We start from the raw sequence: 21,180 nt of genomic DNA, 5'->3' as shown, positions 1-21,180 counted from the left end.
CTACCATTTTGGAGATGAGGTTTGCTCATGATTCGCTATCCCTATCGCAAACATAATAGAAAATCGGGTGTGGATAAGAAGAATGGAAATTCTCCGCGCTTTTTAAAAATAGAGACTTGCTTGGAAACTAATCTGCAGCAAATTAAGGAATTGACGTCAGATAGCCCGGACTTTCTGATTCGCCGCTTTAAAGTGGGGATTAGAGAGGATGTTCCCGCCGCTATTGTGTTTCTGGATAGTATGGCCAAGACGGATACGGTGAATGAACTCATCATGAAATCCATGCTTAGCAGCCCATCTGCTGAAGTGGCTGCTGAGGTCGAGAGCGCAGAAGCGCTGTACACAAAAATACAGAGTCACGCGCTTACGCTGGGAGAAGTGAAGGATTGCGATGATTGGAGTTCCATGATGAAACAACTACTAATGGGGGACACGATCATCCTATTAGAAGGCTGTGAAAAAGCGATTGCGTGCGGTACGCGTGGAGGAGAGACACGCGCGGTCAGTGAGCCAACCACCCAGACAGTCGTCAGAGGACCAAAAGATGGTTTTGTGGAATCCCTGTTCACGAATATTTCTCTGGTTCGGCGCCGGATTAAAAGCTCCGATCTTACACTTGAGATGTTCCAAGTGGGAAGCACGTCCCTCACAAATGTGGCCATGCTGTACATGAAGAATATTGCAAATCCACGCGTCGTAGATGAGGTTCGTAAACGGGTAGAAAGCATCAATATTGACGCAATTTTTGAGTCTGGCATGGTTGAGGAGATGATACAGGAAAATCATTTCACTCCATTTCCGACGATCTTTAACACGGAAAGACCCGACACCATCAGCAGCAATATTATGGAGGGCCGAGTGGCGCTCATTATAGACGGAAATCCGTTTGTATTGGTGATGCCCACAATATTTGCCCAATTTTTTCAGAATTCTTCGGATTATGAAGAGCGTTACGATATGGCGACGGTGGTCCGCCTCATTAGATATATCAGCTTCATTATTCTTATTCTGGGGCCTTCTCTCTACATTGCCTTAACAACGTATCATTATGAAATGATACCGACTCCACTGCTGATCAGCATATTGGCTCAGCGGGAATCCGTTCCTTTTCCGGCATTTCTAGAGGCGTTAATTCTGGAGGTCACCTTTGAGATTTTGCGTGAGGCGGGTATTCGAATGCCGCGTGCGGGTGGTCAAACGGTATCCGTTATAGGAGCGCTTGTGTTGGGACAAGCGGCCGTGGAAGCCGGAATTGTCACCCCGCTGCTCACGATTGTAGTAGCCCTGACAGGGATAGCTAGTTTCGCGATCCCAGCCTATAACATGGCAGTGGCCGGGAGATTGTGCCGATTTATTTTCATGATACTGTCTGCGTCCATGGGCCTATACGGCATTACATTGGGGCTGATTGCACTAATCGCTCATATGAACAGTCTGAGTTCGTTCGGGGTGCCCTACATGGCGCCTTTCAGTCCTTTTGTGCTGGAGAGTCAAAAGGATGCCGTATTGCGACTCCCATTCTGGATGATGAAGAAACGTCCTAAAAGCATTACGTCTAAAAATCAGAAACGAATGAAGGATGGAAGCGGGATTTCCTCTTCTGATAAAACCACACCGATGCAGGAGGGGGGCAATCAGGGTGTATCAGGGGAAGAGGAATGAACAAAGTGCAGTAACCTTTAAGGGAAGAATAGGGAGACTGTGTTTAGTCCTGTTACTGTTCGCTCCATTGTTATCTGGTTGCTGGGATTCTGTGGAGTTAAACCAGAGAGCAGTAGTAGCGGGGATAGGAATTGATATGGTGGGGGAGTCAGAATATGAGGTCTCCCTGCAAGTGATCGTGGCAGATGAAATCGCTGGAGCCAAAGCGAGAGGAGATACCCCTGTCGTTTTGTATCGGGAAAAGGGCAGAAGTCTGTTTCAAGCGCTCCGCAGAGCCTCACAAAGGGTTCCGCGGGTCATTTCTATGGCGCATACCAAACTGGTCGTTATTGGTGAAAAGCTGGCACGGGCTGGAATCGGCGATACGATGGATTTTTTGGAAAGGTCTACAGAAATCCGACTGCCGGTGAAAATGCTGGTGGTACGTGGTAATACTGGGAAGGATGTACTGGCAATCATGACCGCGATCGGCCGTATTCCCGCGAATGATATTTCAGGAAAGCTGGAAACATCGGAGCGTTTGTATGCCGGGGATTACGCGGTGACTATCGACGATGTCATTCGCAGCCTGTCTCATAAGGGTGGCGGTCCTGTGCTGACGGGCATAGGGGTCAATGGGAATTTGGAGCAGGCCCCAAGCAAGAGCAATGTGGACAATATTTTACCGAAAGCTATTGTTCACATTAACGGAATGGGGGTGTTCAAAAAGGATCGGCTTGTCCGCTGGTTGGACGATGACCGGGCCATTGGACTGTCTATGATCAACAACAAGGTGAAAAGTGCCCAAACAACACTGAGCTGCGGGAAGAATAGGGAAACCATTGGCATCGAAACCTTGTTTTCTGCAACCAATATACACACTCGGATGGAGCAAGGAGAGCCTATTTTTGTGATTAACTTAAAACAGACCGGGGCAATACAGGAGGCCGAGTGCTCGATTAACTTACAAAGTCCGGAGGCGATGAAAAGATTGCAGGAGCAATGGACAGAGGAGACGAAAAAAATGATCACTTCAACAGTCAGGGAGGTTCAGCGTACCCGCAGCGATGTAATAGGCTTTGGACTTGCGCTGGAGAGGAGCTATCCCAAACAATGGAAAAGACTCTCTTCTGACTGGAGCCATTATTTTGCGGGAAGCACCGTTCGTGTTCAAGTGACTTCTGTACTGAAACACACTCAGTCGCGGACTAACCCATATTCCAAGGGAGAATCAGACTAGTGAAAATAGAACAAGGAGGGAAGGCCATGAAAAAAAAGGTGCAGATAGGTGCAAAAGAGATGATCTCTCTTATGGTGTTGTTTGAGATGGGCACATCCATGATGTCTATTCCCGGAAGGAATGCGGGCAAGGATGCATGGATCGCCATCCTCATTTCCACGGTTTTGGGGGCAATGCTTTTTGTATGCTATGGCAGCCTTCACCGACGCTTTCCCAACTTGCTAATGACACAGTACTGCAGAACCCTTTTGGGGAAGAAAGCAGGGAGTACGCTTGCTTTTTTATATATCGTGTTTTTTCTTTACGGCGGAGCACGGGATCTTCGGGACACGGGGATCTTGATTGCCGACCGGACACTTCAGCATACGCCGTTGACAGTCATCTGTGGTTTAATGGTTGTACTTGTCATGTATGTGGTGTATTTGGGAATCGAGGTTGCAGGCCGGACGGCCATCATCATGTTGATTTTGCTACTGCTGCTGGGCCTTGCTACGAATATATTAATTTTGTTGGCAGGCATTGTAGATATGGGCAATATATTGCCCATAGCCGAGCATGGCTGGCAGCCGATATGGCAAGTTGTTTATTCGCAAGCCGTGATGCTACCGTACGGCGAGATGGTTACGTTTGCGATGATTCTCCCTACATTAAAAAAGGAATACCGTGCCAATGGGATAGGGATTTCCGCTATATTGCTGGGAGGGCTGCTCCTGTCTATTATTACACTGTCCAATGTGCTTGCACTGGGAGAGGATGTGTTCAAACGGGCGACTTACCCGCTACTCACGATGATCAGTAAGGTCGAAATATCTGATTTTATCGACAGAGTCGATGTCATCGGCGTGATGAGCGTTATTATTTTTGATTTTTTTAAAATTTTGATTTTCTATTATGCCGCGGTTAAAGCCGCAGAGGATGTATTGAGAATACCTTACCATAAACTGATCCTGCCATTTGGTCTGATCATGTTAGTCTCTTGTGTATTGATGGCACTGAACTATCAAGATCACCTTCAAACAGGCGAGTTAGTGCTGAAATGGCTGTTTCCGATATTTGCCGTGTTTTTTCCTATCTTGCTGCTAATCGTGTCGTGGCTGAGAAAGACCTGAAATAAAAAAGAGGGTAAAATATCTCAATAGTCATCATCTTGCCGACAAGAAAACATCGGTATCGGTCAAATGCTCATTTTGATGTTCCATTTTATTTTGGGAAATGCGGTCGTAAGGGTGCCTTGTTCTTTCATTCATTATTTGTTTACGTTATCCCTTGTTTGTTCTTTCTGATGGCTCTCTTGCGGAGGAGAAGAGGAAGTAGAAACTTTAAGGAAACGTGACCATTGCGAGAAAAGGAAGCGAAATGCGTTTCCTATTGGCTTTTTGCCCACATTTATAAGAAGCACCATGAGCATTCCTACCAGAACGATGTATTCTGATGGTCGCATTGTGAGAAAAGCCAATGTAATAGGTTCCCAAGGATGATGAACACCAAAAATCCATTTTATCGATATACTTGTTCCGAGCATGAGTAGCATGAAAAGCGTGAATATCCACAGTATCTTCATAAACTATCCCTCCGATTGTAAATAGGCTAAGCATGTACTCTATGTATACATTGTGTTGCAAAGCGGCACAATTTATCCGATCTCATTGACTTGAAATAAATTAAGATTTATACTTATTCTAAATTAATTTTTATTGTGATTATAAGTTTATAATAAATATAATCTGCGTTGATTAAGGGAGATGCGGTATGAGAACTCTAAATTTAACTTCGCAGCGCCAAGCGGTATATGATGTGGTTCGTGAGGCCCACGATCATCCTACTGCTGCCGATGTTATGAATCGGCTAATGGAGCGCGGATATAATCTGGCCTATGGAACGGTCTATAATTCATTACGTTATTTAACGGATAAGGAATTAATCCGTGAGCTGAAACTAGGAGAAGCTGCTAGTCGTTATGACGGTCGAATGGACGATCATCAGCATATTATTTGTCAGGTATGCGGCCGAGTAGATGAAGTGATGAGTGAAGTCCCACACGATTGGATTGATACGGTTGCGCATGAAACGGGATATACCATTGCCCATGCCCATGTCGTATTCGGAGGAGTGTGTAAGGAATGTCAAAGCAAGCGAATCAAGTAACGAATCGTATTAAAGTGGCTGACATGCCTAGACGCGTGAAGGGCAGTTGGACATCGATGTTGTCTGCCCCGTCTACACCTGCGGTGCAGACCGTTCCTTCTAATGAACCTTTGTATTGTCCGACCACACGTCGCATCATTCTGATCAGTTCCGTACCGGGTGTAGTCCATGGTGTGGTGCGTACGTTGTCAGATGCGTGTTTTGACGTGATGGTCTTCCATCGCTGGGAGCCTGAAGTGCAGCGTCATTTGGGGAGCGACCTCTTGATTTACGATTTGACCGCCACCGATCCACGGCGTGAATTGCTGAATATCCGCAATGACCTTGACCATGAATACATGAAAGATACACCAGTCATGTATGTAGTTCAGGATCGGATGTCTGTACGTGCGCATGAGCTGCTTCCTTCGGAAGAGGTACTGGTATGGCCACTGGCATCCAACCAAATGGTGCATGACATCGAGCGGATGATTGTGCGTCATCCGGTGATTTCCCGCCAGGCAGCGCAGACCAGCCGTCGTACGGTGTTCAAGGACATCTGGATTGATCGTGATAAAATGTTGGTATATAAGGAAGAGAATCCATTGAATCTGACCAAAACGGAATACGATTTGCTGTTGAAGCTGATAGATTCTCAAGGAAAAGTGATCTCGCGCGAGCAAATGATGCATGATATCTGGGAAACTGATTTTGTTGGCGGCAGCAATGTTGTGGATGTGCATGTCAAAAGTTTGCGCAAGAAGCTGGACGATCGACCTGCGGAGCCTGAATATATCGCTACCGTAAGAGGTGTAGGATACAGATTGGCAGATTAAACGGAAGGTTATGAATATCGATGAATTTCCGCCGGATGGAGACCATTCGGCGGTTTTTATATACGAACCTAAAGTTGACACTAGGTGTGACAGTTGACTTTATCAGGATACATACACTACAATCGGTAGTGTGAGGTGCTTCTTATGAAACGACTGAATTTTAAAGCTGGCGAAACCGGACTTAACCGATTTTTTGGGCCTCTGGAAGCCAAAATCATGGATATTTTATGGTCCACTTCGGATCGGAGTATCAAAGAAGTGCAGACCGCATTGGAGGGGGATCGGGACTTTAACTTCAATACGGTAATGACCGTGATGAATCGTTTAGTGGAAAAGGGGATTTTGAGCAAAAGTATACGCGGGAGAACGTCCTTATACCGTCCTGTCTTAAGCAGAGAAGAGTTTATGGATGAGCAATCCAAAGAGCTGAGTCACGAACTGGTGGATGAATTTGGTCCGCTTGCTGTCAATCATATGATTGATGCTCTGGAAGTAGCTGATCCGATTTTGATCGAACGTTTGGAACAAAAAATTAAACAATGGAAAAAGGATATGTAGACGATGTGGAAAACACGTTCTAAATTACTGTTTACAGCAGGCGCCTTGATTTCGGGTTTTGCCCTAATGCAGATGGGGATGTACGCCGGGCAGCATGTTTTCGGCTGGAAATTGAATTTTAACGTGTTTCAAATTTGCAGAAGTTTGTTGCAGCACTACGGAATCGGCTACATGGTGGATGCGCTCAGCGGACTGGTTTTTGTAACCTTCGGTATCGCCGGAGGAGAAGCAGTCAGACAGTGCATGGCTACCAGGGCGGCTTTCCGCAGACTGCACCGAATGCGCGACCTGCCGTTGACCGAAGCACTGGGTGAGCGATATCGTGAACTCGGGACTGATCGGATTTGGGTCATTGATTATGCCAAGCCTGCTGCCTTCACCATGGGGTTATGGAAGCCGCGTATTGTATTGTCCTCTGCACTATTGTCCTTACTGGACAAGCATGAGGAAGAAGCGGTTATATATCATGAAGCGTATCATATGAAACATTATGATCCATTGAAGACCTGGTTCCTGCAAATGTGCGCTACACAGCTGTTTTACTTGCCGGTGCTACGTCATATTACCAACCATTACAAGACGGCCCGTGAAATCTTGGCGGACAACGAGGCGATTCATCGAGCCGGTTCACCGGTTGGGATTGGGAGCGCATTGCTCAAGCTTCTGAGTATGACACCTGCTAATGCCCGTCTGGTAAACTCCGCCGCTTGTTCCTCTTTTGCAGAAACGTCCATTAATTATCGTATCTCACGCATTCTAGACCCTCAACAAAAGCCGATCATTCAGATGCCTTGGCGTTCGATTATGTTTTCAGGCTATGTACTCGTCATGCTCACGCTTATGTTTGCATTGGCGTTAATCTAGTTTGGCAAGATGTATTATAAAAGGTGGCGCCTTGTGCGCTACCGATTCTTGATACGCACAACACTACATTTTGTAGTGTTAATTATCTAATCCGTATACAACCTAAAAGGAGATGAGCTTATGAATCAAACGCTTGCGAATATTGGATTGTTATTGGTACGAATTTTTACAGGAGTTATTTTTATCGTTCACGGTGCACAGAAGTTTCAGGGACTAGACGGAACCTCCGGCTTCTTCCAGAGCCTCGGACTTCCTGGCTGGATGGCCCCTGTGGTCGCTACGGTTGAGCTGGTTGGAGGCATTGCACTGGTTCTGGGTATTGGAACACGACTGGCTGGAGCAGCATTGACCATCGTGATGATCGGTGTATTGCTCACTGCTAAAAAAGGACAGCCTTTTGGCTCGATTGAATTTGATCTCCTGATTTTGTTTACCAGTCTTCAGCAAGCCCTTGTCGGTGGACGCTTTCTGGCGGTTGATCAGTTGTTTGGCCGTAAAAAGGCTGAAAATAGTAACGTACAGGTCTAAATATTCATATAACCGCGTCCTTAGTCTCATAGGGCGCGGTTTTTGTTTTGCTCCTTTGTGAAATTTTCTTGTAAATCATTTGCTGCTTTCAACCGATATAACTAACATTGAATGTAATACAAATATATCGCTTTTTAAGCAAAGGGGAAGAAAGATACATGGCAATAACGCGAAAGAGAAAGACCATATGGACACTCAGGAACAAGTTGATTTTAGGTTTTTTACTTGTTTTGCTGATTCCGAGTTTAAGCATTTCCATTGCAACTTATAGATCATCATATAATGCGATGGAGAAACAGCTGCACAGCAGTGCAAATCAGGGGGTAACGACAGCTAACTCTGTGATTGAATATGCAATCTCCAGTAAAATTAAAGATGTGCGATATCTGGCGGAACGTCTCGACGGTTCGATGATTGATGGGCCAAACAGTCCCTTGATTCAGCCCAAGCTGATCCAATACATAGGCTTGCACGAAGACGCGAAGGATATTTTCGTGGGAACACCGAAGGGGCTGATGATCCGTGGAGTGCCCAAAAAGGACGAAGGAACATTTGACCCTCGCACACGACCATGGTACATCGAAGCGATGAAGCAACCGGGCAAGGTAGTGATCACCCCTGTTATCATCAATTCATCAGGCATTCCTGTAGTCATCGTATCTCGGACGCTTTCCGACCAGTCTGGCGTGATCGGGGTCTCTCTGAATCTGGAAAGTGTACGTAAACTTGCCTCCATTAAAGTGGGCCAGGAGGGGTATATCGTCATTCTGGATCACACGAAGAAATTCGTAGTCCATCCTACGGCTAAAGCGGGTTCATTACCTCAGGATAATTCTCTTGATAGGCTGTACACTGCGCCGAGCGGGAACTTTAACTATATGTATGAAGGTCAGGAAAAATATTTGACCTATGTAACGAATGAGGATACCGGCTGGAAAATTGCGGGTACCTTCTATCAATCCGAGATTAGCGATGCCACCGCTGCCATGCGTTATGTAACCATTATTGTGCTGGCTGCCTCGTTGGTGATTGCGCTTATCGCGATTTTCCTGATTACCCGTTCTGTTCTGGTTCCGATCCGTAAGTTGCAAAAATCAGCAGAACGAATCAGTGAAGGAGATTTGACGGGCGATTTGGAAACGGGAAAAACAGATGAGGTAGGCGAACTGTCTGCTCACTTTCAAACCATGGTGGATAGTTTGCGTACGATGATTCGAAGCGTACGCGAAACAACTGATCGGGTAAGTTCTTCAGCGGAGGAGCTGGCTGCGGGTGCAGATCAGACGACCCAAGCCATTGAGCATGTTACTATTGCTATTCAGGAAGTAGCTGTAGGCAGCGAACGTCAGCTGCAAAGCGTCAAGCATGGCTCTGTGAGTATGGAGGGACTGGCTCAGCAAGCAGCGGATGTATCTGAGCGCATGGTGGGTGTATCTGAACATGTGAAGATGAATGCCGAGTCGGCACAGGAAGGCAGCAAGGCTGCTACGCAGGCTGTACAGAAAATGCATGATATCGACGAGACTGTTCATGATCTTGGACACGCTATGGACTCCCTGAGTGAGCGTTCAGGTGAAATCGTGAATATTATCAGTGTTATATCTGGTATCGCCAAACAGACCAATCTGTTGGCACTGAATGCATCCATTGAGGCGGCACGGGCTGGGGACCATGGTAAAGGATTTGCCGTGGTTGCTACAGAGGTACGCAAGCTGGCTGAAGAATCCGCCAAATCGGCTACCTTGATCTCGGAGCGCATTGAAGCGATGCAGGTGGATATGAACCATGCTTTAGGCGCGATGCAACAAGCACGGGTACGGGTGACGGAAGGTATTGATTCGGTAACCACATCGGAGCATTCCTTTGCGGAAATCAGTCAGGCCGTTGAACGCGCGATGGGGCATATCCATGAAATTACCGGAGTGACTCAGGAAATGGCACGGGGGACTGTAGGTGTCGTGGATATTATGAGCGATATTTCCCATATTTCGGACGAGGCAGCGAGCAACACCGAGTCGATCTCAGCAGCGGCTGAGCAACAGCTTGCTTCCATCGAGGAAATTGCTTCATCCACAGCAGACCTCAGTCAAATGGCAGAGGAACTGCGCGAACTGGTTGGACGTTTCCAGATTGAAGAGAACTCATAAATGGTAAAAAGCGCCCGGATACCGGAGGTTATATTCGGGACTGACCCCTTAACGTGAGACAAATCAAAACACCTTCAAGAGAATGCAACCATGTCGTAAGATATGGAGACAACCTTGGAGGTGTTTTTTCGTTGGCAACAAGAGTCAGTTATCCATTAGAAGTTAAAATGAAGGCGATTGAAATGAGAATTGCTGGTATACCGGTCAAAGAAATCATGGAGCAATTAAACATACGAAACAAGACACAAGTGGAAACTTGGATGAGATGGTACCGTAATGGCGAGCAGAACCGTTTAGAGCAGCCTGTAGGTAAACAATACAGCTACGGTAAAGGGCCCGAATACACTTCGGAATTAGAGAAGGTCCAGGCTGAGAACAGGTTTTTGAGACAACAACTAGAGTTGCTAAAAAAGTACAGCGTACTGGAGAGGAGGTATCGTCAAAGATCGTAATGGAGTGGATAGAGTCGATCCGAGGGGAAGTGAGTGTGAAGCAAGCTTGTGCATGGATAGGAATCCCTCGCGCCACGTACTATCGCTGGAAGGCGGAGTATGCGAGCAAACTTGAGGATCACTTGGTAGAGAAAATCCGCGAACTCTGTATCCAGCATAAATATCGTTATGGATACCGGAAAATCACCGCCTTGCTTCGGAGGGAGTATATGGTAAACCACAAACGCGTGCAACGGATTATGCAGCGTGAAGGGCTGCAATGTCGTGTCAAAGCGAAGAAACGGAAACCTACTGGGCAACCCATTCATATCGCGGAGCATCTGCTAAAGCGACAGTTTGAAGCAGATACGCCTATGCAAAAACTTGTAACGGACATTACGTATTTGCCATTTGGAGGAAGAATGTTGTATCTGTCGAGTATTTTAGACTTGTTTAACGGAGAGATTGTGGCATACAGTATAGCTGACAAGCAGGATACCGCATTTGTGCTCGATACCCTTCGTCAGTTGCCATCTCTACCAGGTGCAATACTTCATAGCGATCAAGGCAGCGTCTACACATCCTTGGCCTACCAGGAAGCTGTAAAAGGAAAAGGCATTACCATGAGCATGTCCCGTAAGGGAACGCCTGCTGATAATGCCCCCATCGAATCGTTTCATTCCACACTAAAGTCTGAAACGTTCTACCTCGAAGGTTTAACCTGTACGACGACGGCAATCGTCGAGCAGACCGTTCGAGAGTACATCCTTTACTATAACTCAATTCGCATTCAAACAAAACTAAACAACCAGTCGCCGGTTCATTTCCGACAACTGGCTGCTTAAACTTGGAAGGTGTTTTGATCCCTGTCTCACAAACGGGGGTCAGTCCCTTCCGTATCCAGGCGCTTTTTTATGTTTTATTAAACCTTTTGGTTCGCAGGGTTAGAAGTCACCGTTGAACGACTTGCGGCGATTCAGACGGAAACGGGCACCCCGTGAGCTGTTGGACGGACGCAGAGAACTTCTCTGAAACATATTGTTCAGAATCAGTGCGAAAATGACCAGTACAGTCCCATACAGTTCATAACGGCTAATGGTATAGCCTTGGAAATACATAAGTGCCAGCGTGGTAATCGGTACAAAATTAATAAATAGAATTCCGTTCAGCGGAGACAGCTTGCGGATTCCGGCATTCCAGCTCAGCAAGGCTGCTAGCCCTGGAAGCAGGATCATAAAGCTCATTTCATATTTGACTGACCATACGTGTTGCCAATCCGGCACTGTAATCCAGTTGAAAGCAGAGGCAAAGGTCACGACTACAAAAGAGACCAGAGTTCCAAGCAGGCAGGTCAAGGTTGAATATCGAAGAGTAGACCACCCTGCAAAATGACTGCCTCCCATGGAATATACGACCCATCCGACGACACCTACGAAAATAAGCAGCAGCGCCAATAGATGTTGTCCGGCAAGCATGAAAAAGGTCCATTTGCCGTTCGTGATAACCAGTAATGCTCCAGCCAGCGCAATCAACATGCTGATTAATGTATATTTTGGAGGCATTTTACGGGTCATGACCCACACCATCGCAATGGAGATCATCGGCATTAGCACTTCCATAATGGCAGCAACAAGGGTACCTGCTGCCCCCATCGCGTGCTGTCCCTGGAAAACGGCCATATTATAAATGGTAAATCCCATAGTTCCGAAGAACAACAACACCTTGCCTTTGCCCTCAAAGCGAAATGCAGTCCGTCCCTCTTTGAGCCACAATAGCACAATTAATATGAGTGTAACCGATAAATAGCGCAAAAATGAAAAGTACAGTGGATTAATATGCTGTAATGCAATGTGCGAAACCGGAAACATCGCCCCCCAGGACATACTGGCGATCAGGCATAATAAAGATCCGGTCATGATCTGTTTGTTCATGGTGTACAAAAGCTCCTCCTTGCCGGTCTCAGCGGACATATCTTATGGACACATCATAAAGGATAGGAAGCTGTTGGTAAAATGATTGAAAATAAACATTATGATCATTTAAAATGATGATAAGTGACAAGGCGCGTCAATTTTGGTGGCCCTTGCCCTTCACAATAAGGGGGAACAGTAGTGGATCTGAACGATTTAAACATTTTCCAGACGGTGGCTGCACATGGCAGTGTCAGCAAGGCTGCAGCCGAGCTTAGCTACGTCCAGTCCAATGTAACGGCCAGAATCAAGCTACTGGAAAAGGAACTGCAGACACCTTTATTTTATAGACATAAGCGGGGGATGATCCTCAATGCTGAGGGTAAGCGTCTGCTGCAATATACGAAAAGCATTTTATCGCAATTTGAGGAAATGAAGCATGCGTTTCAGAACACCTCCGCACCTTCAGGGGTACTGGAGATTGGTATCGTGGAGACTGTCATTGCCCTTCCGGCCATTTTGCATGCTTACTACAGTAAGTACCCGGATGTCGAATTGTCCCTTAAGGCAGGGGTTACGGAATCACTGGTGCAGGAGGTTGCAGAAATGCGACTGGATGGAGCCTTTGTAACCGGACCGGTCAAGCATCCGCTCATTGAACAGTTTGATGTATTTCAGGAAAAGCTGGTCCTCGTATCTCAAGGAAGTGACTTTTCGGTTGACGATTTTGCAACTCGTCCGCTCCTGGTATATAAAAAAGGCTGCGGATATCGGGGAAGACTGGAAACCTGGCTCAAAATGGAGGGGATTATCCCCAAGCGGATCATGGAGTTTGGGACATTTGAGACGATTATCGGCAGTGTAGCAGCAGGCATTGGAATGACCGTTTTTCCCGAATCCTCGATCAGCGGGCTGGTGGCTCAAGGTCTTGTGTGCGGTCATGCCATCCCAGAGCCTTACAATGAAGTGACAACGGTGTTTATCCGCCGTAAGGAGGCCTTCGTTACCAGTACCTTGCAGTCTTTTATAGATGAAATTACCACTCAGACAGAAGCGTAGCTTTATCGCTTGGGCTCGGGTACAATGAGAGGGATTTGATCTCATTGTTCATCCTGAAGGAGGGCTATTATGTTTACAATATATCCGGCTGCTTCCCGATTCAGCTTCGATAAGGGATGGCTGCGGGGGAGCCACAGCTTTTCATTCGCGGAGTATCAGGATGAGAACAATACAGCGTTTGGTCCTATGCGTGTCTGTAATGACGATGTCATCACACCGGGCCGGGGCTTTGGGGCGCATCCGCACAGCGATATGGAGATTGTCTCCATTGTACTGTATGGGGAACTGCGTCATGAAGACAACCGTGGACATGTGGCGGTGACCCGTTTTGGAGGCATTCAGCGAATGTCAGCGGGCCATGGCATCATTCATACGGAGCACAACGCTTCGCAAACCGAGGATGTCAGTCTGCTGCAATTGTGGTTTAGTCCGCACACGAGAGGATTGCAACCTTCCTATGAGACTACAGCGTTCAATACGGAGCGTCTGCACGGTCAGCTTCTGCCTGTTGTTGCTGGAAAGCGTGTACCAGGCACGGAGGGTGAAATAGCTTCAATCAATCAGGATTTAACGATTTATTTAAGCAAACTTCAGCCCGGGGAACAAGTCGAATTCACACAGGCCGAGGGTCGGCGCGTGTTCTTGTTCGTCATCGAGGGCTCACTGCGTGTGAACGGTGAATATCTTCTGCAAGGGCGTGATTCTGCTCGTATAGAGGAGGAGCCGAAGCTATCACTGAAGGCAGAAGATTCTGTTTTTTATATGCTGATTGATTTGCCCTAAAAGGAGGTGCGCACAATGGCGCAGCAGGAAACGTGGCTGATCAAGCATGCTGTCACGGGGCGAAGCTTTGCAGACAGCCGCAAGCAGCGTTTTGATTGTCGTTTGGAATTGGCGGACGGCGTGTTTCGCTTCACACTTCAAGAGTTGCCGCGTGAGGCAGCGGAGGCGATTGTGCGTTTCAGCGAGGAGCTGAACGTATTTCGCTTTGTAACGCCCGCAGACGGTGGACCCGTGGTAAAGCATTGGTATTACGTCACCCCGGAAAGTGTGCAATATCATGCTCAGATCGGTGAGCTTACGTTTGAAGCTGGTTCTGAGATTGAATACCATCCCGAGGAGTATTGGGGAGACTAAATCTTCTTAATCATAAATGTTCGAATGTATAATCGATTTTCGAAGGCTCTGCATCATTGCAGGGTCTTTTTGCTATGTGTTCAAGATGGTGAGTTCATTGGATACATAATCCTTTGCAGGCTGGTACATCCTATATCTCATATTACCTGATCGGTTTATTCGTAAAGGGGGGACTAACGATGAAGAAAGGGCGCTTTCCCAAGTTGCCAAAGCTACCGTGGAGCCGGAGAGCGATTCCAACCGGTGAGCGCAAAACACGAAATTCTTCTCGTGTGCCTAAAGGGCTACCGGAGTCTTCATGGCTAGAAGAGCCACTGCGCAGCAGTCTGGAAGACAATAGGGTCGCATTGCGTGATATTTTCAAGGAATGCTCTGATATCGTCTACCGAGAGCTCATGATTTCCCCTGAACGAAAAGGGTTGTTGGCATATTTCGAAGGTACGGTAAAATCAGAAGATTTGCAGGATCATATCCTGCGGCCTGTCATCTTGGGCATGATGCTCAAGGACCCTGAAGTGAACGGCAAATTGGAGCCGCTGGATGAGACTCGTATTTCCATGTCCCAGACCAAAACGATGGATGAATGGAAGCAGGTATCGGCAGCGATACTGGACGGTAATGCCGCTCTGTTCGTAGATGGAACGGCTCGTGCTTATATTTTCAGCGCCAAGGGAGGCGTCCGCCGTGGTGTGGAGGAACCGCAGACCGAGGCTGTTATTCGCGGGCCGCGTGAGGGCTTCACTGAAACACTTCGCGTGAATACGGCACTGCTACGATTCAAGCTGAAGACCTCCAAGCTCAAGATGCATAGCATGACCCTCGGAACAGAAACTCAAACGAGTGTCGTCCTTACCTATGTTGAAGGGATCATAGATCCGAAGCTGGTGGAGGATGTTAAAAAGCGCCTCAGCGATATTGAAATTGATGGTGTTCTAGAGACTGGATATATTGAGGAACTGATCGAAGATCACCCATATTCGCCGTTTCCGCAAATGGAATACACTGAACGTCCGGATACCGTCACCGCGCAATTACTGGAAGGGCGTTTTGCCATTTTTGTGGACGGAACGCCTTTTGCCCTGATTGGACCAGTCACGATGTGGCAAATGATGCAAGCGAGCGAAGATTATTACGAGCGCTTCTTCATCAGTAATATGGTGCGCTGGATTCGGTTTCTTTTTCTCATCATGGCTCTCTTTCTGCCAGCATTATATGTAGCGGTGACAACCTATCATCATGACATGCTGCCGACGACGCTCATCTTGAGTATTGCGGCGGCTCGGGAATCCATCCCTTTTCCAGCACTGGTGGAAGCGTTGATGATGGAGATTTCCTTTGAGGCGTTGCGAGAAGCTGGGATTCGTCTCCCCAAAACGGTCGGTCAGGCCGTCAGTATCCTGGGTGCGCTCGTTATTGGGCAGGCCGCAGTACAGGCAGGGATCGTATCGGCGCCTATAGTCATTGTTGTGTCGCTCACAGGTATTGCCTCGTTTACCATACCGCGTTTTAATTTTGCCATTACGGTTCGTCTGCTGCGATTTCCAATCATGCTGATGGCTGGTTTATTTGGATTGTTTGGCATCATTATTGCGACAACGCTGATTGCTACGCATCTAACCAAGCTAACATCGTTTGGTGTCCCTTATATGAGTGGATATAGCCCGTACAACCATATGGATCAAAAGGATATTATCGTCCGTGCACCTTGGTGGAAAATGACCAAACGTCCTTCATGGATTGGTAAAGACAACAACAAACGAGCGAAGAAAGAGATGAATGGATCGCCTAAAACCGAGGAGGGATGGTGATGAAGCCCACATCGAATACACAGCAAATGCGTAAAGTAGCTGTACTCTGTTGTCTACTGCTTTGTTCTGTTCTTTTGGGAGGATGTTGGGATCGTCGTGAAGTGAATGATGTGGCCTTTGTGATGGGTACCGGGCTTGATAAGGAAGGCGATCAATACCGGGTAACGATGCAAATTGCTCTGCCCGGACAGCTCGGATCTTCGGGCAGCACAGGAGGAGGGGGAGGTACAAGTGGTACGAAGTCCTACTACCTGGAGTCCAAAACAGGTCCAAGCTTTCGGGGAGCAAGTACTGAGGAACAGCGAGAGGTTTCGCGGACGCTGAATTATTCTCATCGACGGGTGCTGCTGCTCGGGGAGACGCTGGCACGAGAAGGGATTAACAAAATGATGGATGTCATTGCACGTATTCCGCAGAACCGCCTGTCTTCCCTTGTTGTTATCACAAAGGGGTCAGCGATGGAAATGCTTCAGGCAGATGCTCCGATTGAGCAATATCCAGCAGAAATGGTGCGTGAGCTCAACTTTTCCTATATGAAGAACCCTCGTTCCGTTAAATTGCTGATGAATTCCGTCCTGCTGGAAGGCATTGATCCGGTAGTGCCGGTAATGTCTCTGGTGAAGAATGGGCCTGATAGTCTTAAAGACAAGAAGACAAATATTCAGGTCGATGGACTGGCTGTCTTTCGACAAGACAGGTTAACAGGGGTTATTGATAATCACCTCAGCCGGTTTCTACTGTTGGGTATGGAGCAAGCCAAGGAAACAGAAATTTTTATCCCCCCTCCCAAAGGTAGAGGTTACATATCTGTGCATCTCATCGAAAATAAAGTCCATATCAAGCCCTTTATTCGGGGGAACGAAATTCGAATGACTATTCATATGAACTGCAATGGGAATGTGAAGGAAAATGAGACGAGCTTCGATATTTCCAGAGAGGAAAATTTGAAGTGGCTGGAGCAGCAGACGGTCGAGGAAATCAAGAGGGAGCTGGGAGAGGCCGTCAAGGAAATCCAGCAAAAGTATCATTCAGACGTGCTTGGCTTGGGCCGGGCTATAATTACGAATCACCCGGATGAGTGGAAACGGATTAAACCTCAGTGGGAGCAATTGTATCCCAAGGTGGAGGTCACCATAGATCCGGTCGTCCATATTGAGAATATCGGTGCGGTCACCAAACCATTCGGGGTCAAAAAGGAGCAAATCCAGAATGAATAAAGTATTTCTATTACCTTTATTGCTGGCTATGCTCTTCATGTATCTGATTGACCGTAAACGTATTAGCAATGCACCTGCCGTCAATCGCTGGGTCTCCCGCGTACTGTATGTCATTAGCATTGGTATCTGGATTTACGGCACATCGACGAAGAGCACTGTTTATGTGGCTACTTGGCTGACCCGATTTATTGACATGTGGCTCCCCACCGCGTTGTAAATCGTGTAATGGATGCCTGCGGGAAAAAGGAGGATGTACCTGCATGAAACAGTTCACAACCAGACAAATTGTGCTGCTTGGTATATTAATGGAGGTCGGTATTACTCTTATACATGCTCCAGCGCAGGCAGCAGATCACGCGAATCAGCATGCCTACTGGACCTGTGTAATTGCGGCTATTGTGCTATGCTTGCCGATTTGGGCGATGTTGAGACTCAAGCGGCGCTTTCCTGATCAGGATCTGATGCAGGCGATGGTAAGCTCTCACCCTGTGCTGGGGCGTTTACTGCTTGCAATTTACCTTATTTTATTCCTGATCATTTTTGCGCGGGATTTGAGGATTATTACCGATCTGGTGGAGGTGGTGCTTTTGCCGCTGACTCCGATTGTGGTCGTATCTCTTATTGTGCTATTGACTATGGTATTTATGGTTAAAGGTGGAATGAGTACACTCATCAATATGACCGAGATTTTTGTCCCGTTGTTGATTGTGACGCTGTTGACTATGCCGCTTTTTTTTGGAGGTAATATGGATTTTTCAATGCTGAGACCCTATTTACATCCGGAGGTAGATGGAGTGATCAAGGGTAGCTGGCGCATGCTCGGATATATGGCCGATATCATGATCGTTCCCTTTGTGATTTCTGGGAAGAGCTATAATGGACGTAGTGCATGGTTTGGGCATTTACTCGGAACCGCTATTCTGATCATGCTGGTGTTGCTGTCGGAGTTAGTGATTGGAGTTCCTATCTTGTCACGACTGTTTTATCCATCGTATGAACTGGTGCGTCAGTTGCAGCTAACGGACTTCCTGGATCGGTTCGACTTGTTCGTGGCAGCACTGACCGTACCCACCTTTCTTACGAAGATTGGAGTTGATCTGTACGTTACCAGTTTGGCGGTAAAGCGTATGTTTGCCCATGTCTGGGGGAGTCTGATGGTTTGGCCCGTAGGTTTGTTAGGTTATGTCTGTTCGTTTATGCTGTTCTCCAATATCGTACAAATTTATGATTTTAGCCGGGAATGGACTGCGGTGATGGTCATTTTTTTTGTATTCATGCCCTTCTTGCTGTGGATGTTGCTACGGCCCAAATTTAAAGGGAGTGGCAACGATGATAAGTCCTCTTCTGGTAGGGAGAGGGATAGAAGTGATCAGAAAGAAGGCCAGCAGGAAAGCGAAACAGGACACACCCACTTATAAGATTACTATATTTATCGAAAAAGTAATTCTTATTTGTGTTTTGCCTCTCTGATTGTATACTTGGTAGAAAGAAATATGACTTCTACAAGGGAGGCAACAGCATGGCACAACGCATGGCAGGTAAGAGAGTCGCTCTTGCCGGTCCCCGTAAAGCAGAAGAAATGGCACTGCTAGTTATGAAGATGGGGGGCGAGCCAGTAGAGCGTCCGGCCCAGGGGACTGTTTTTCTAGATGATATCGAGCTGCGCAACGCTGTTGTATCATGGGTGAAGAACCCTCCGGACTGGTACATCTTCACGACCGGTATGGGACTGGATGCTCTGTTCGATATGGCGGAGGATATGGGCGTGGCCGAGCAGATTATAGAGCTGCTGCAATCCTCCAACATTGCAGCACGGGGCTACAAGACGGTCAATGGACTCAAAAAGCGTGGCTTTACGCCAGCAGTACGGGACGAGGACGGAAGTTTGATCGGATTGACACGGGCCTTTGCCCCATATGATCTGAAGGGGAAGGAAGTGCTGTTGCAACTGCATGGAGACCCGGCCCCCCGGTTGGTAGAGTGGCTGGATGAGCAGGGCGCAGTGACCCGCCAAGTACTTCCTTATAAGCATATCCCACCTGCAGAAGCAAAATTGCAGGCGTTACTAGATGATGTTATAAACCGTACGATTGATGCCGTTACGTTCACGAGTGGCCCGCAAATCCGATTTTTGGCCCAATATGCCAGAGAGCAAAATCGATTTGAGGATTTACTGGAAGCTTTTCGTGAAGATGTAATTGCTGTATCGGTGGGCAAGGTGACCGCACAATCCATTTTGGAAGAAGGGATTGAACGAATCGTGTTTCCAACTGAAGAGCGCATGGGTGCGATGATGGTGGAGCTGGGCAAATATTTTGAACATAGTGATTCGGTGCATGGCTGTGGTCTGAAAAGCGTGAACGGTCATTTGAAATGAGCTAGAAATGATAATGCAGTAAGCTAAAATGAACTTATATTTACTAATAAAGCGTAAAATAGAGATAAGGGCCTACGAGGTCTTTATCTTTTTTTGTTGGACATGCATCGACAAAGTTTTTTGTTATAGCGAAAATATTTATCTAATATAATGAATAAGTTTCGATGCATGATATTGAGGACAGGAGCTGAGACGTTTATGAATTCTATTTGTGTATTTGCAGGGTCCAGACCTGGACATTCATCGGTATATGTTGAGGCCGCAGGCAAGCTGGGTGAAGCTATGGCTCGCCAGCATATCCGTCTAATTTATGGTGGCTCCAGCAGGGGGCTGATGGGTAAGGTGGCGGATGAACTACTGGCGGGTGACGGTCAGGTCACCGGCATTATGCCCACCCTATTATTCGATGCAGAGATCATTCATCGGGGAGTTACCGAGTTTATTGAGGTAGCAAGCATGCATGAACGTAAAGCGGCGATGAGCGAGATGGCCGATGCGTTTATAGCCCTTCCGGGTGGCTTGGGAACCTTTGAGGAGCTGTTCGAGGTATTGTGCTGGGCGCAAATCGGCATACATCGCAAGCCCATTGGGCTGCTGAATGTGAATGGATATTTTGACCCGTTGATAGAAATGGTACGTCATAGCGTGCAGGAAGGGTTTACCGGAGCTGATCATCCAGCACTACTGAGTATCTCTGCGGACCCGGATGAATTGCTGCATATGCTGAAAAATAAGGCAGAGAACTTGAAATAAAGCTTTTTTCGTGCTTGCACAACTGATTGAGGCAAGGTTATGATAAGACCCATAATCAAATAGCGGACAGACAAGGTGCCTTTGCGGTTGAGCAAAGGGTAACAGGGAATCGGGTGCAAGTCCCGAGCGGTCCCGCCACTGTAAGGAAGAGGATTCTTTTAAATGGTCACTCGTACAAAACGGGGAAGACGAAAGAATCCGTTGATGCCAAGCCAGGAGACCTACCTTGATCTGTATGCACCGTTAACCTTCGCGGAGAGGATGGGTGTACGAAATCAGGAAATCAGGCACACGTTGCTTTTTCCATGTTGGTTACAGGTTTGCGTGGATATGAACGTGTAGCAGCGTTTGAAGCGCAAACAAAACAGATGGAAAACAACGGCAGATTGGAGGAAGACAAGACTGTCCTCTTACGCTGTTTCGTCTGATGAGAGAGATACGTACATAGGAACCCCATCCGGGCAGGATGGGGTTTTTTCGAGTTACAGGATGCCACAAATTATTGAAATAGATAGTATAGCTGCCCTGAAAAGGATGATAGGAGGAGCAC

General features: G+C 47.2%; 21 protein-coding genes and 1 riboswitch. Of the genes, 19 read left to right on the top strand and 2 right to left on the bottom strand.

Going from position 1 to position 21,180, the window contains the following annotated elements; genetic code table 11:
* Positions 1-27: 27 nt before the first annotated feature.
* The 3 genes from EGM68_RS24095 to EGM68_RS24085 are packed head-to-tail and all read left to right on the top strand — an operon-like array spanning position 28 to position 3,990.
* Entirely contained in the window at positions 28-1,662 is a 1,635-nt protein-coding gene (locus EGM68_RS24095; protein WP_129550158.1) for a spore germination protein, read from the top strand.
* Positions 1,640-2,881: a Ger(x)C family spore germination protein gene (locus EGM68_RS24090; protein ID WP_129550157.1), complete on the top strand. Its 1,242-nt coding sequence runs from the start codon at positions 1,640-1,642 to the stop codon at positions 2,879-2,881. Before EGM68_RS24095 ends, EGM68_RS24090 begins: the two co-directional genes overlap by 23 nt.
* A gap of 26 nt (positions 2,882-2,907) precedes the next feature.
* Complete coding sequence (locus EGM68_RS24085) at positions 2,908-3,990, top strand: GerAB/ArcD/ProY family transporter (RefSeq protein ID WP_043886064.1); 1,083 nt, start codon at positions 2,908-2,910, stop codon at positions 3,988-3,990.
* Between the two features lie 137 nt (positions 3,991-4,127).
* Here EGM68_RS24085 and EGM68_RS24080 read toward each other — a convergent pair whose 3' ends face one another.
* Positions 4,128-4,442, bottom strand: a complete 315-nt coding sequence (locus EGM68_RS24080) for a YczF family membrane protein (RefSeq protein WP_129550156.1) — start codon at positions 4,440-4,442, stop codon at positions 4,128-4,130.
* A gap of 188 nt (positions 4,443-4,630) precedes the next feature.
* On the opposite strand from EGM68_RS24080, the gene EGM68_RS24075 reads away from it, so the two are divergent.
* The 7 genes from EGM68_RS24075 to EGM68_RS24045 all read left to right on the top strand — a co-directional run bounded on the left by EGM68_RS24075 (position 4,631) and on the right by EGM68_RS24045 (position 11,214).
* A complete protein-coding gene (locus EGM68_RS24075; RefSeq protein WP_013373543.1) occupies positions 4,631-5,026 on the top strand; it encodes a Fur family transcriptional regulator in 396 nt (131 codons plus the stop codon).
* A complete protein-coding gene (locus EGM68_RS24070; RefSeq protein ID WP_058830267.1) occupies positions 5,002-5,841 on the top strand; it encodes a response regulator transcription factor in 840 nt (279 codons plus the stop codon). The genes EGM68_RS24075 and EGM68_RS24070 overlap by 25 nt, the downstream gene beginning before the upstream one ends.
* Positions 5,842-5,985: 144 nt before the next feature.
* Entirely contained in the window at positions 5,986-6,399 is a 414-nt protein-coding gene (locus EGM68_RS24065; protein ID WP_016324858.1) for a BlaI/MecI/CopY family transcriptional regulator, read from the top strand.
* A gap of 3 nt (positions 6,400-6,402) precedes the next feature.
* A complete protein-coding gene (locus tag EGM68_RS24060; protein ID WP_025675824.1) occupies positions 6,403-7,263 on the top strand; it encodes a M56 family metallopeptidase in 861 nt (286 codons plus the stop codon).
* A gap of 120 nt (positions 7,264-7,383) precedes the next feature.
* On the top strand, positions 7,384-7,791 hold the full coding sequence (locus EGM68_RS24055) for a DoxX family protein (protein ID WP_013373539.1): 408 nt from the start codon (positions 7,384-7,386) through the stop codon (positions 7,789-7,791).
* Positions 7,792-7,949: 158 nt separating this feature from the next.
* Positions 7,950-9,938 carry a methyl-accepting chemotaxis protein gene (locus tag EGM68_RS24050; RefSeq protein WP_129550155.1) on the top strand — a complete coding sequence of 663 codons (1,989 nt, stop codon included), beginning with the start codon at positions 7,950-7,952 and terminating at the stop codon, positions 9,936-9,938.
* A 131-nt stretch (positions 9,939-10,069) separates the two neighbouring features.
* A protein-coding gene (locus tag EGM68_RS24045; RefSeq protein ID WP_090735917.1) for an IS3 family transposase occupies positions 10,070-11,214 on the top strand; the annotation gives its coding sequence in 2 pieces (ribosomal slippage) (positions 10,070-10,343 and positions 10,343-11,214; 1,146 coding nt in all).
* A gap of 99 nt (positions 11,215-11,313) precedes the next feature.
* Here EGM68_RS24045 and EGM68_RS24040 read toward each other — a convergent pair.
* Positions 11,314-12,300: a DMT family transporter gene (locus EGM68_RS24040; protein WP_240664102.1), complete on the bottom strand. Its 987-nt coding sequence runs from the start codon at positions 12,298-12,300 to the stop codon at positions 11,314-11,316.
* Positions 12,301-12,480: 180 nt separating this feature from the next.
* Here EGM68_RS24040 and EGM68_RS24035 point away from each other — a divergent pair, with 180 nt between their 5' ends.
* The 9 genes from EGM68_RS24035 to EGM68_RS23995 all read left to right on the top strand — a co-directional run bounded on the left by EGM68_RS24035 (position 12,481) and on the right by EGM68_RS23995 (position 20,630).
* Positions 12,481-13,338, top strand: a complete 858-nt coding sequence (locus tag EGM68_RS24035; protein ID WP_013373535.1) for a LysR family transcriptional regulator — start codon at positions 12,481-12,483, stop codon at positions 13,336-13,338.
* Positions 13,339-13,407: 69 nt separating this feature from the next.
* Positions 13,408-14,121, top strand: a complete 714-nt coding sequence (locus tag EGM68_RS24030; RefSeq protein ID WP_025675828.1) for a pirin family protein — start codon at positions 13,408-13,410, stop codon at positions 14,119-14,121.
* 15 nt (positions 14,122-14,136) lie between these two features.
* Complete coding sequence (locus EGM68_RS24025) at positions 14,137-14,475, top strand: hypothetical protein (RefSeq protein WP_013373533.1); 339 nt, start codon at positions 14,137-14,139, stop codon at positions 14,473-14,475.
* Between the two features lie 179 nt (positions 14,476-14,654).
* On the top strand, positions 14,655-16,283 hold the full coding sequence (locus tag EGM68_RS24020; RefSeq protein ID WP_129550153.1) for a spore germination protein: 1,629 nt from the start codon (positions 14,655-14,657) through the stop codon (positions 16,281-16,283).
* On the top strand, positions 16,283-17,500 hold the full coding sequence (locus tag EGM68_RS24015; protein WP_129550152.1) for a Ger(x)C family spore germination protein: 1,218 nt from the start codon (positions 16,283-16,285) through the stop codon (positions 17,498-17,500). Before EGM68_RS24020 ends, EGM68_RS24015 begins: the two co-directional genes overlap by 1 nt.
* A complete protein-coding gene (locus tag EGM68_RS24010) occupies positions 17,493-17,717 on the top strand; it encodes a hypothetical protein (protein ID WP_013373530.1) in 225 nt (74 codons plus the stop codon). The genes EGM68_RS24015 and EGM68_RS24010 overlap by 8 nt, the downstream gene beginning before the upstream one ends.
* A gap of 43 nt (positions 17,718-17,760) precedes the next feature.
* The gene (locus EGM68_RS24005; RefSeq protein ID WP_016324849.1) at positions 17,761-18,918 is read left to right on the top strand and encodes a GerAB/ArcD/ProY family transporter; all 1,158 of its coding nucleotides are present in this window, start codon (positions 17,761-17,763) and stop codon (positions 18,916-18,918) included.
* A 101-nt stretch (positions 18,919-19,019) separates the two neighbouring features.
* The gene (locus tag EGM68_RS24000) at positions 19,020-19,877 is read left to right on the top strand and encodes a uroporphyrinogen-III synthase (protein ID WP_025675830.1); all 858 of its coding nucleotides are present in this window, start codon (positions 19,020-19,022) and stop codon (positions 19,875-19,877) included.
* A 198-nt stretch (positions 19,878-20,075) separates the two neighbouring features.
* The gene (locus tag EGM68_RS23995; protein ID WP_013373527.1) at positions 20,076-20,630 is read left to right on the top strand and encodes an LOG family protein; all 555 of its coding nucleotides are present in this window, start codon (positions 20,076-20,078) and stop codon (positions 20,628-20,630) included.
* 57 nt (positions 20,631-20,687) lie between these two features.
* Positions 20,688-20,873, top strand: a riboswitch (cobalamin riboswitch).
* Positions 20,874-21,180 lie beyond the last annotated feature (307 nt).

It is taken from the genome of Paenibacillus sp. M-152 (assembly GCF_003856555.1).
In the GTDB taxonomy this organism is placed as follows: domain Bacteria; phylum Bacillota; class Bacilli; order Paenibacillales; family Paenibacillaceae; genus Paenibacillus; species Paenibacillus polymyxa_C.
The sequence above is the reverse complement of the archived record's forward strand: the minus strand, read 5'-3'. Positions and strand labels throughout refer to the sequence as shown.

Excerpts from the sequence above, each read along its gene's own strand:
- EGM68_RS24095 (WP_129550158.1), top strand. The coding sequence starts at position 28 with ATGATTCGCTATCCCTATCGCAAACATAATAGAAAATCGGGTGTGGAT.
- EGM68_RS24010 (WP_013373530.1), top strand. The coding sequence starts at position 17,493 with ATGAATAAAGTATTTCTATTACCTTTATTGCTGGCTATGCTCTTCATG.
- EGM68_RS24085 (WP_043886064.1), top strand. The coding sequence starts at position 2,908 with ATGAAAAAAAAGGTGCAGATAGGTGCAAAAGAGATGATCTCTCTTATG.
- EGM68_RS23995 (WP_013373527.1), top strand. The coding sequence starts at position 20,076 with ATGAATTCTATTTGTGTATTTGCAGGGTCCAGACCTGGACATTCATCG.
- EGM68_RS24030 (WP_025675828.1), top strand. The coding sequence starts at position 13,408 with ATGTTTACAATATATCCGGCTGCTTCCCGATTCAGCTTCGATAAGGGA.
- EGM68_RS24040 (WP_240664102.1), bottom strand. The coding sequence starts at position 12,300 with ATGAACAAACAGATCATGACCGGATCTTTATTATGCCTGATCGCCAGT.
- EGM68_RS24055 (WP_013373539.1), top strand. The coding sequence starts at position 7,384 with ATGAATCAAACGCTTGCGAATATTGGATTGTTATTGGTACGAATTTTT.
- EGM68_RS24000 (WP_025675830.1), top strand. The coding sequence starts at position 19,020 with ATGGCACAACGCATGGCAGGTAAGAGAGTCGCTCTTGCCGGTCCCCGT.
- EGM68_RS24060 (WP_025675824.1), top strand. The coding sequence starts at position 6,403 with ATGTGGAAAACACGTTCTAAATTACTGTTTACAGCAGGCGCCTTGATT.
- EGM68_RS24050 (WP_129550155.1), top strand. The coding sequence starts at position 7,950 with ATGGCAATAACGCGAAAGAGAAAGACCATATGGACACTCAGGAACAAG.
- EGM68_RS24070 (WP_058830267.1), top strand. The coding sequence starts at position 5,002 with ATGTCAAAGCAAGCGAATCAAGTAACGAATCGTATTAAAGTGGCTGAC.
- EGM68_RS24065 (WP_016324858.1), top strand. The coding sequence starts at position 5,986 with ATGAAACGACTGAATTTTAAAGCTGGCGAAACCGGACTTAACCGATTT.
- EGM68_RS24020 (WP_129550153.1), top strand. The coding sequence starts at position 14,655 with ATGAAGAAAGGGCGCTTTCCCAAGTTGCCAAAGCTACCGTGGAGCCGG.
- EGM68_RS24015 (WP_129550152.1), top strand. The coding sequence starts at position 16,283 with ATGAAGCCCACATCGAATACACAGCAAATGCGTAAAGTAGCTGTACTC.
- EGM68_RS24025 (WP_013373533.1), top strand. The coding sequence starts at position 14,137 with ATGGCGCAGCAGGAAACGTGGCTGATCAAGCATGCTGTCACGGGGCGA.
- EGM68_RS24075 (WP_013373543.1), top strand. The coding sequence starts at position 4,631 with ATGAGAACTCTAAATTTAACTTCGCAGCGCCAAGCGGTATATGATGTG.
- EGM68_RS24005 (WP_016324849.1), top strand. The coding sequence starts at position 17,761 with ATGAAACAGTTCACAACCAGACAAATTGTGCTGCTTGGTATATTAATG.
- EGM68_RS24080 (WP_129550156.1), bottom strand. The coding sequence starts at position 4,442 with ATGAAGATACTGTGGATATTCACGCTTTTCATGCTACTCATGCTCGGA.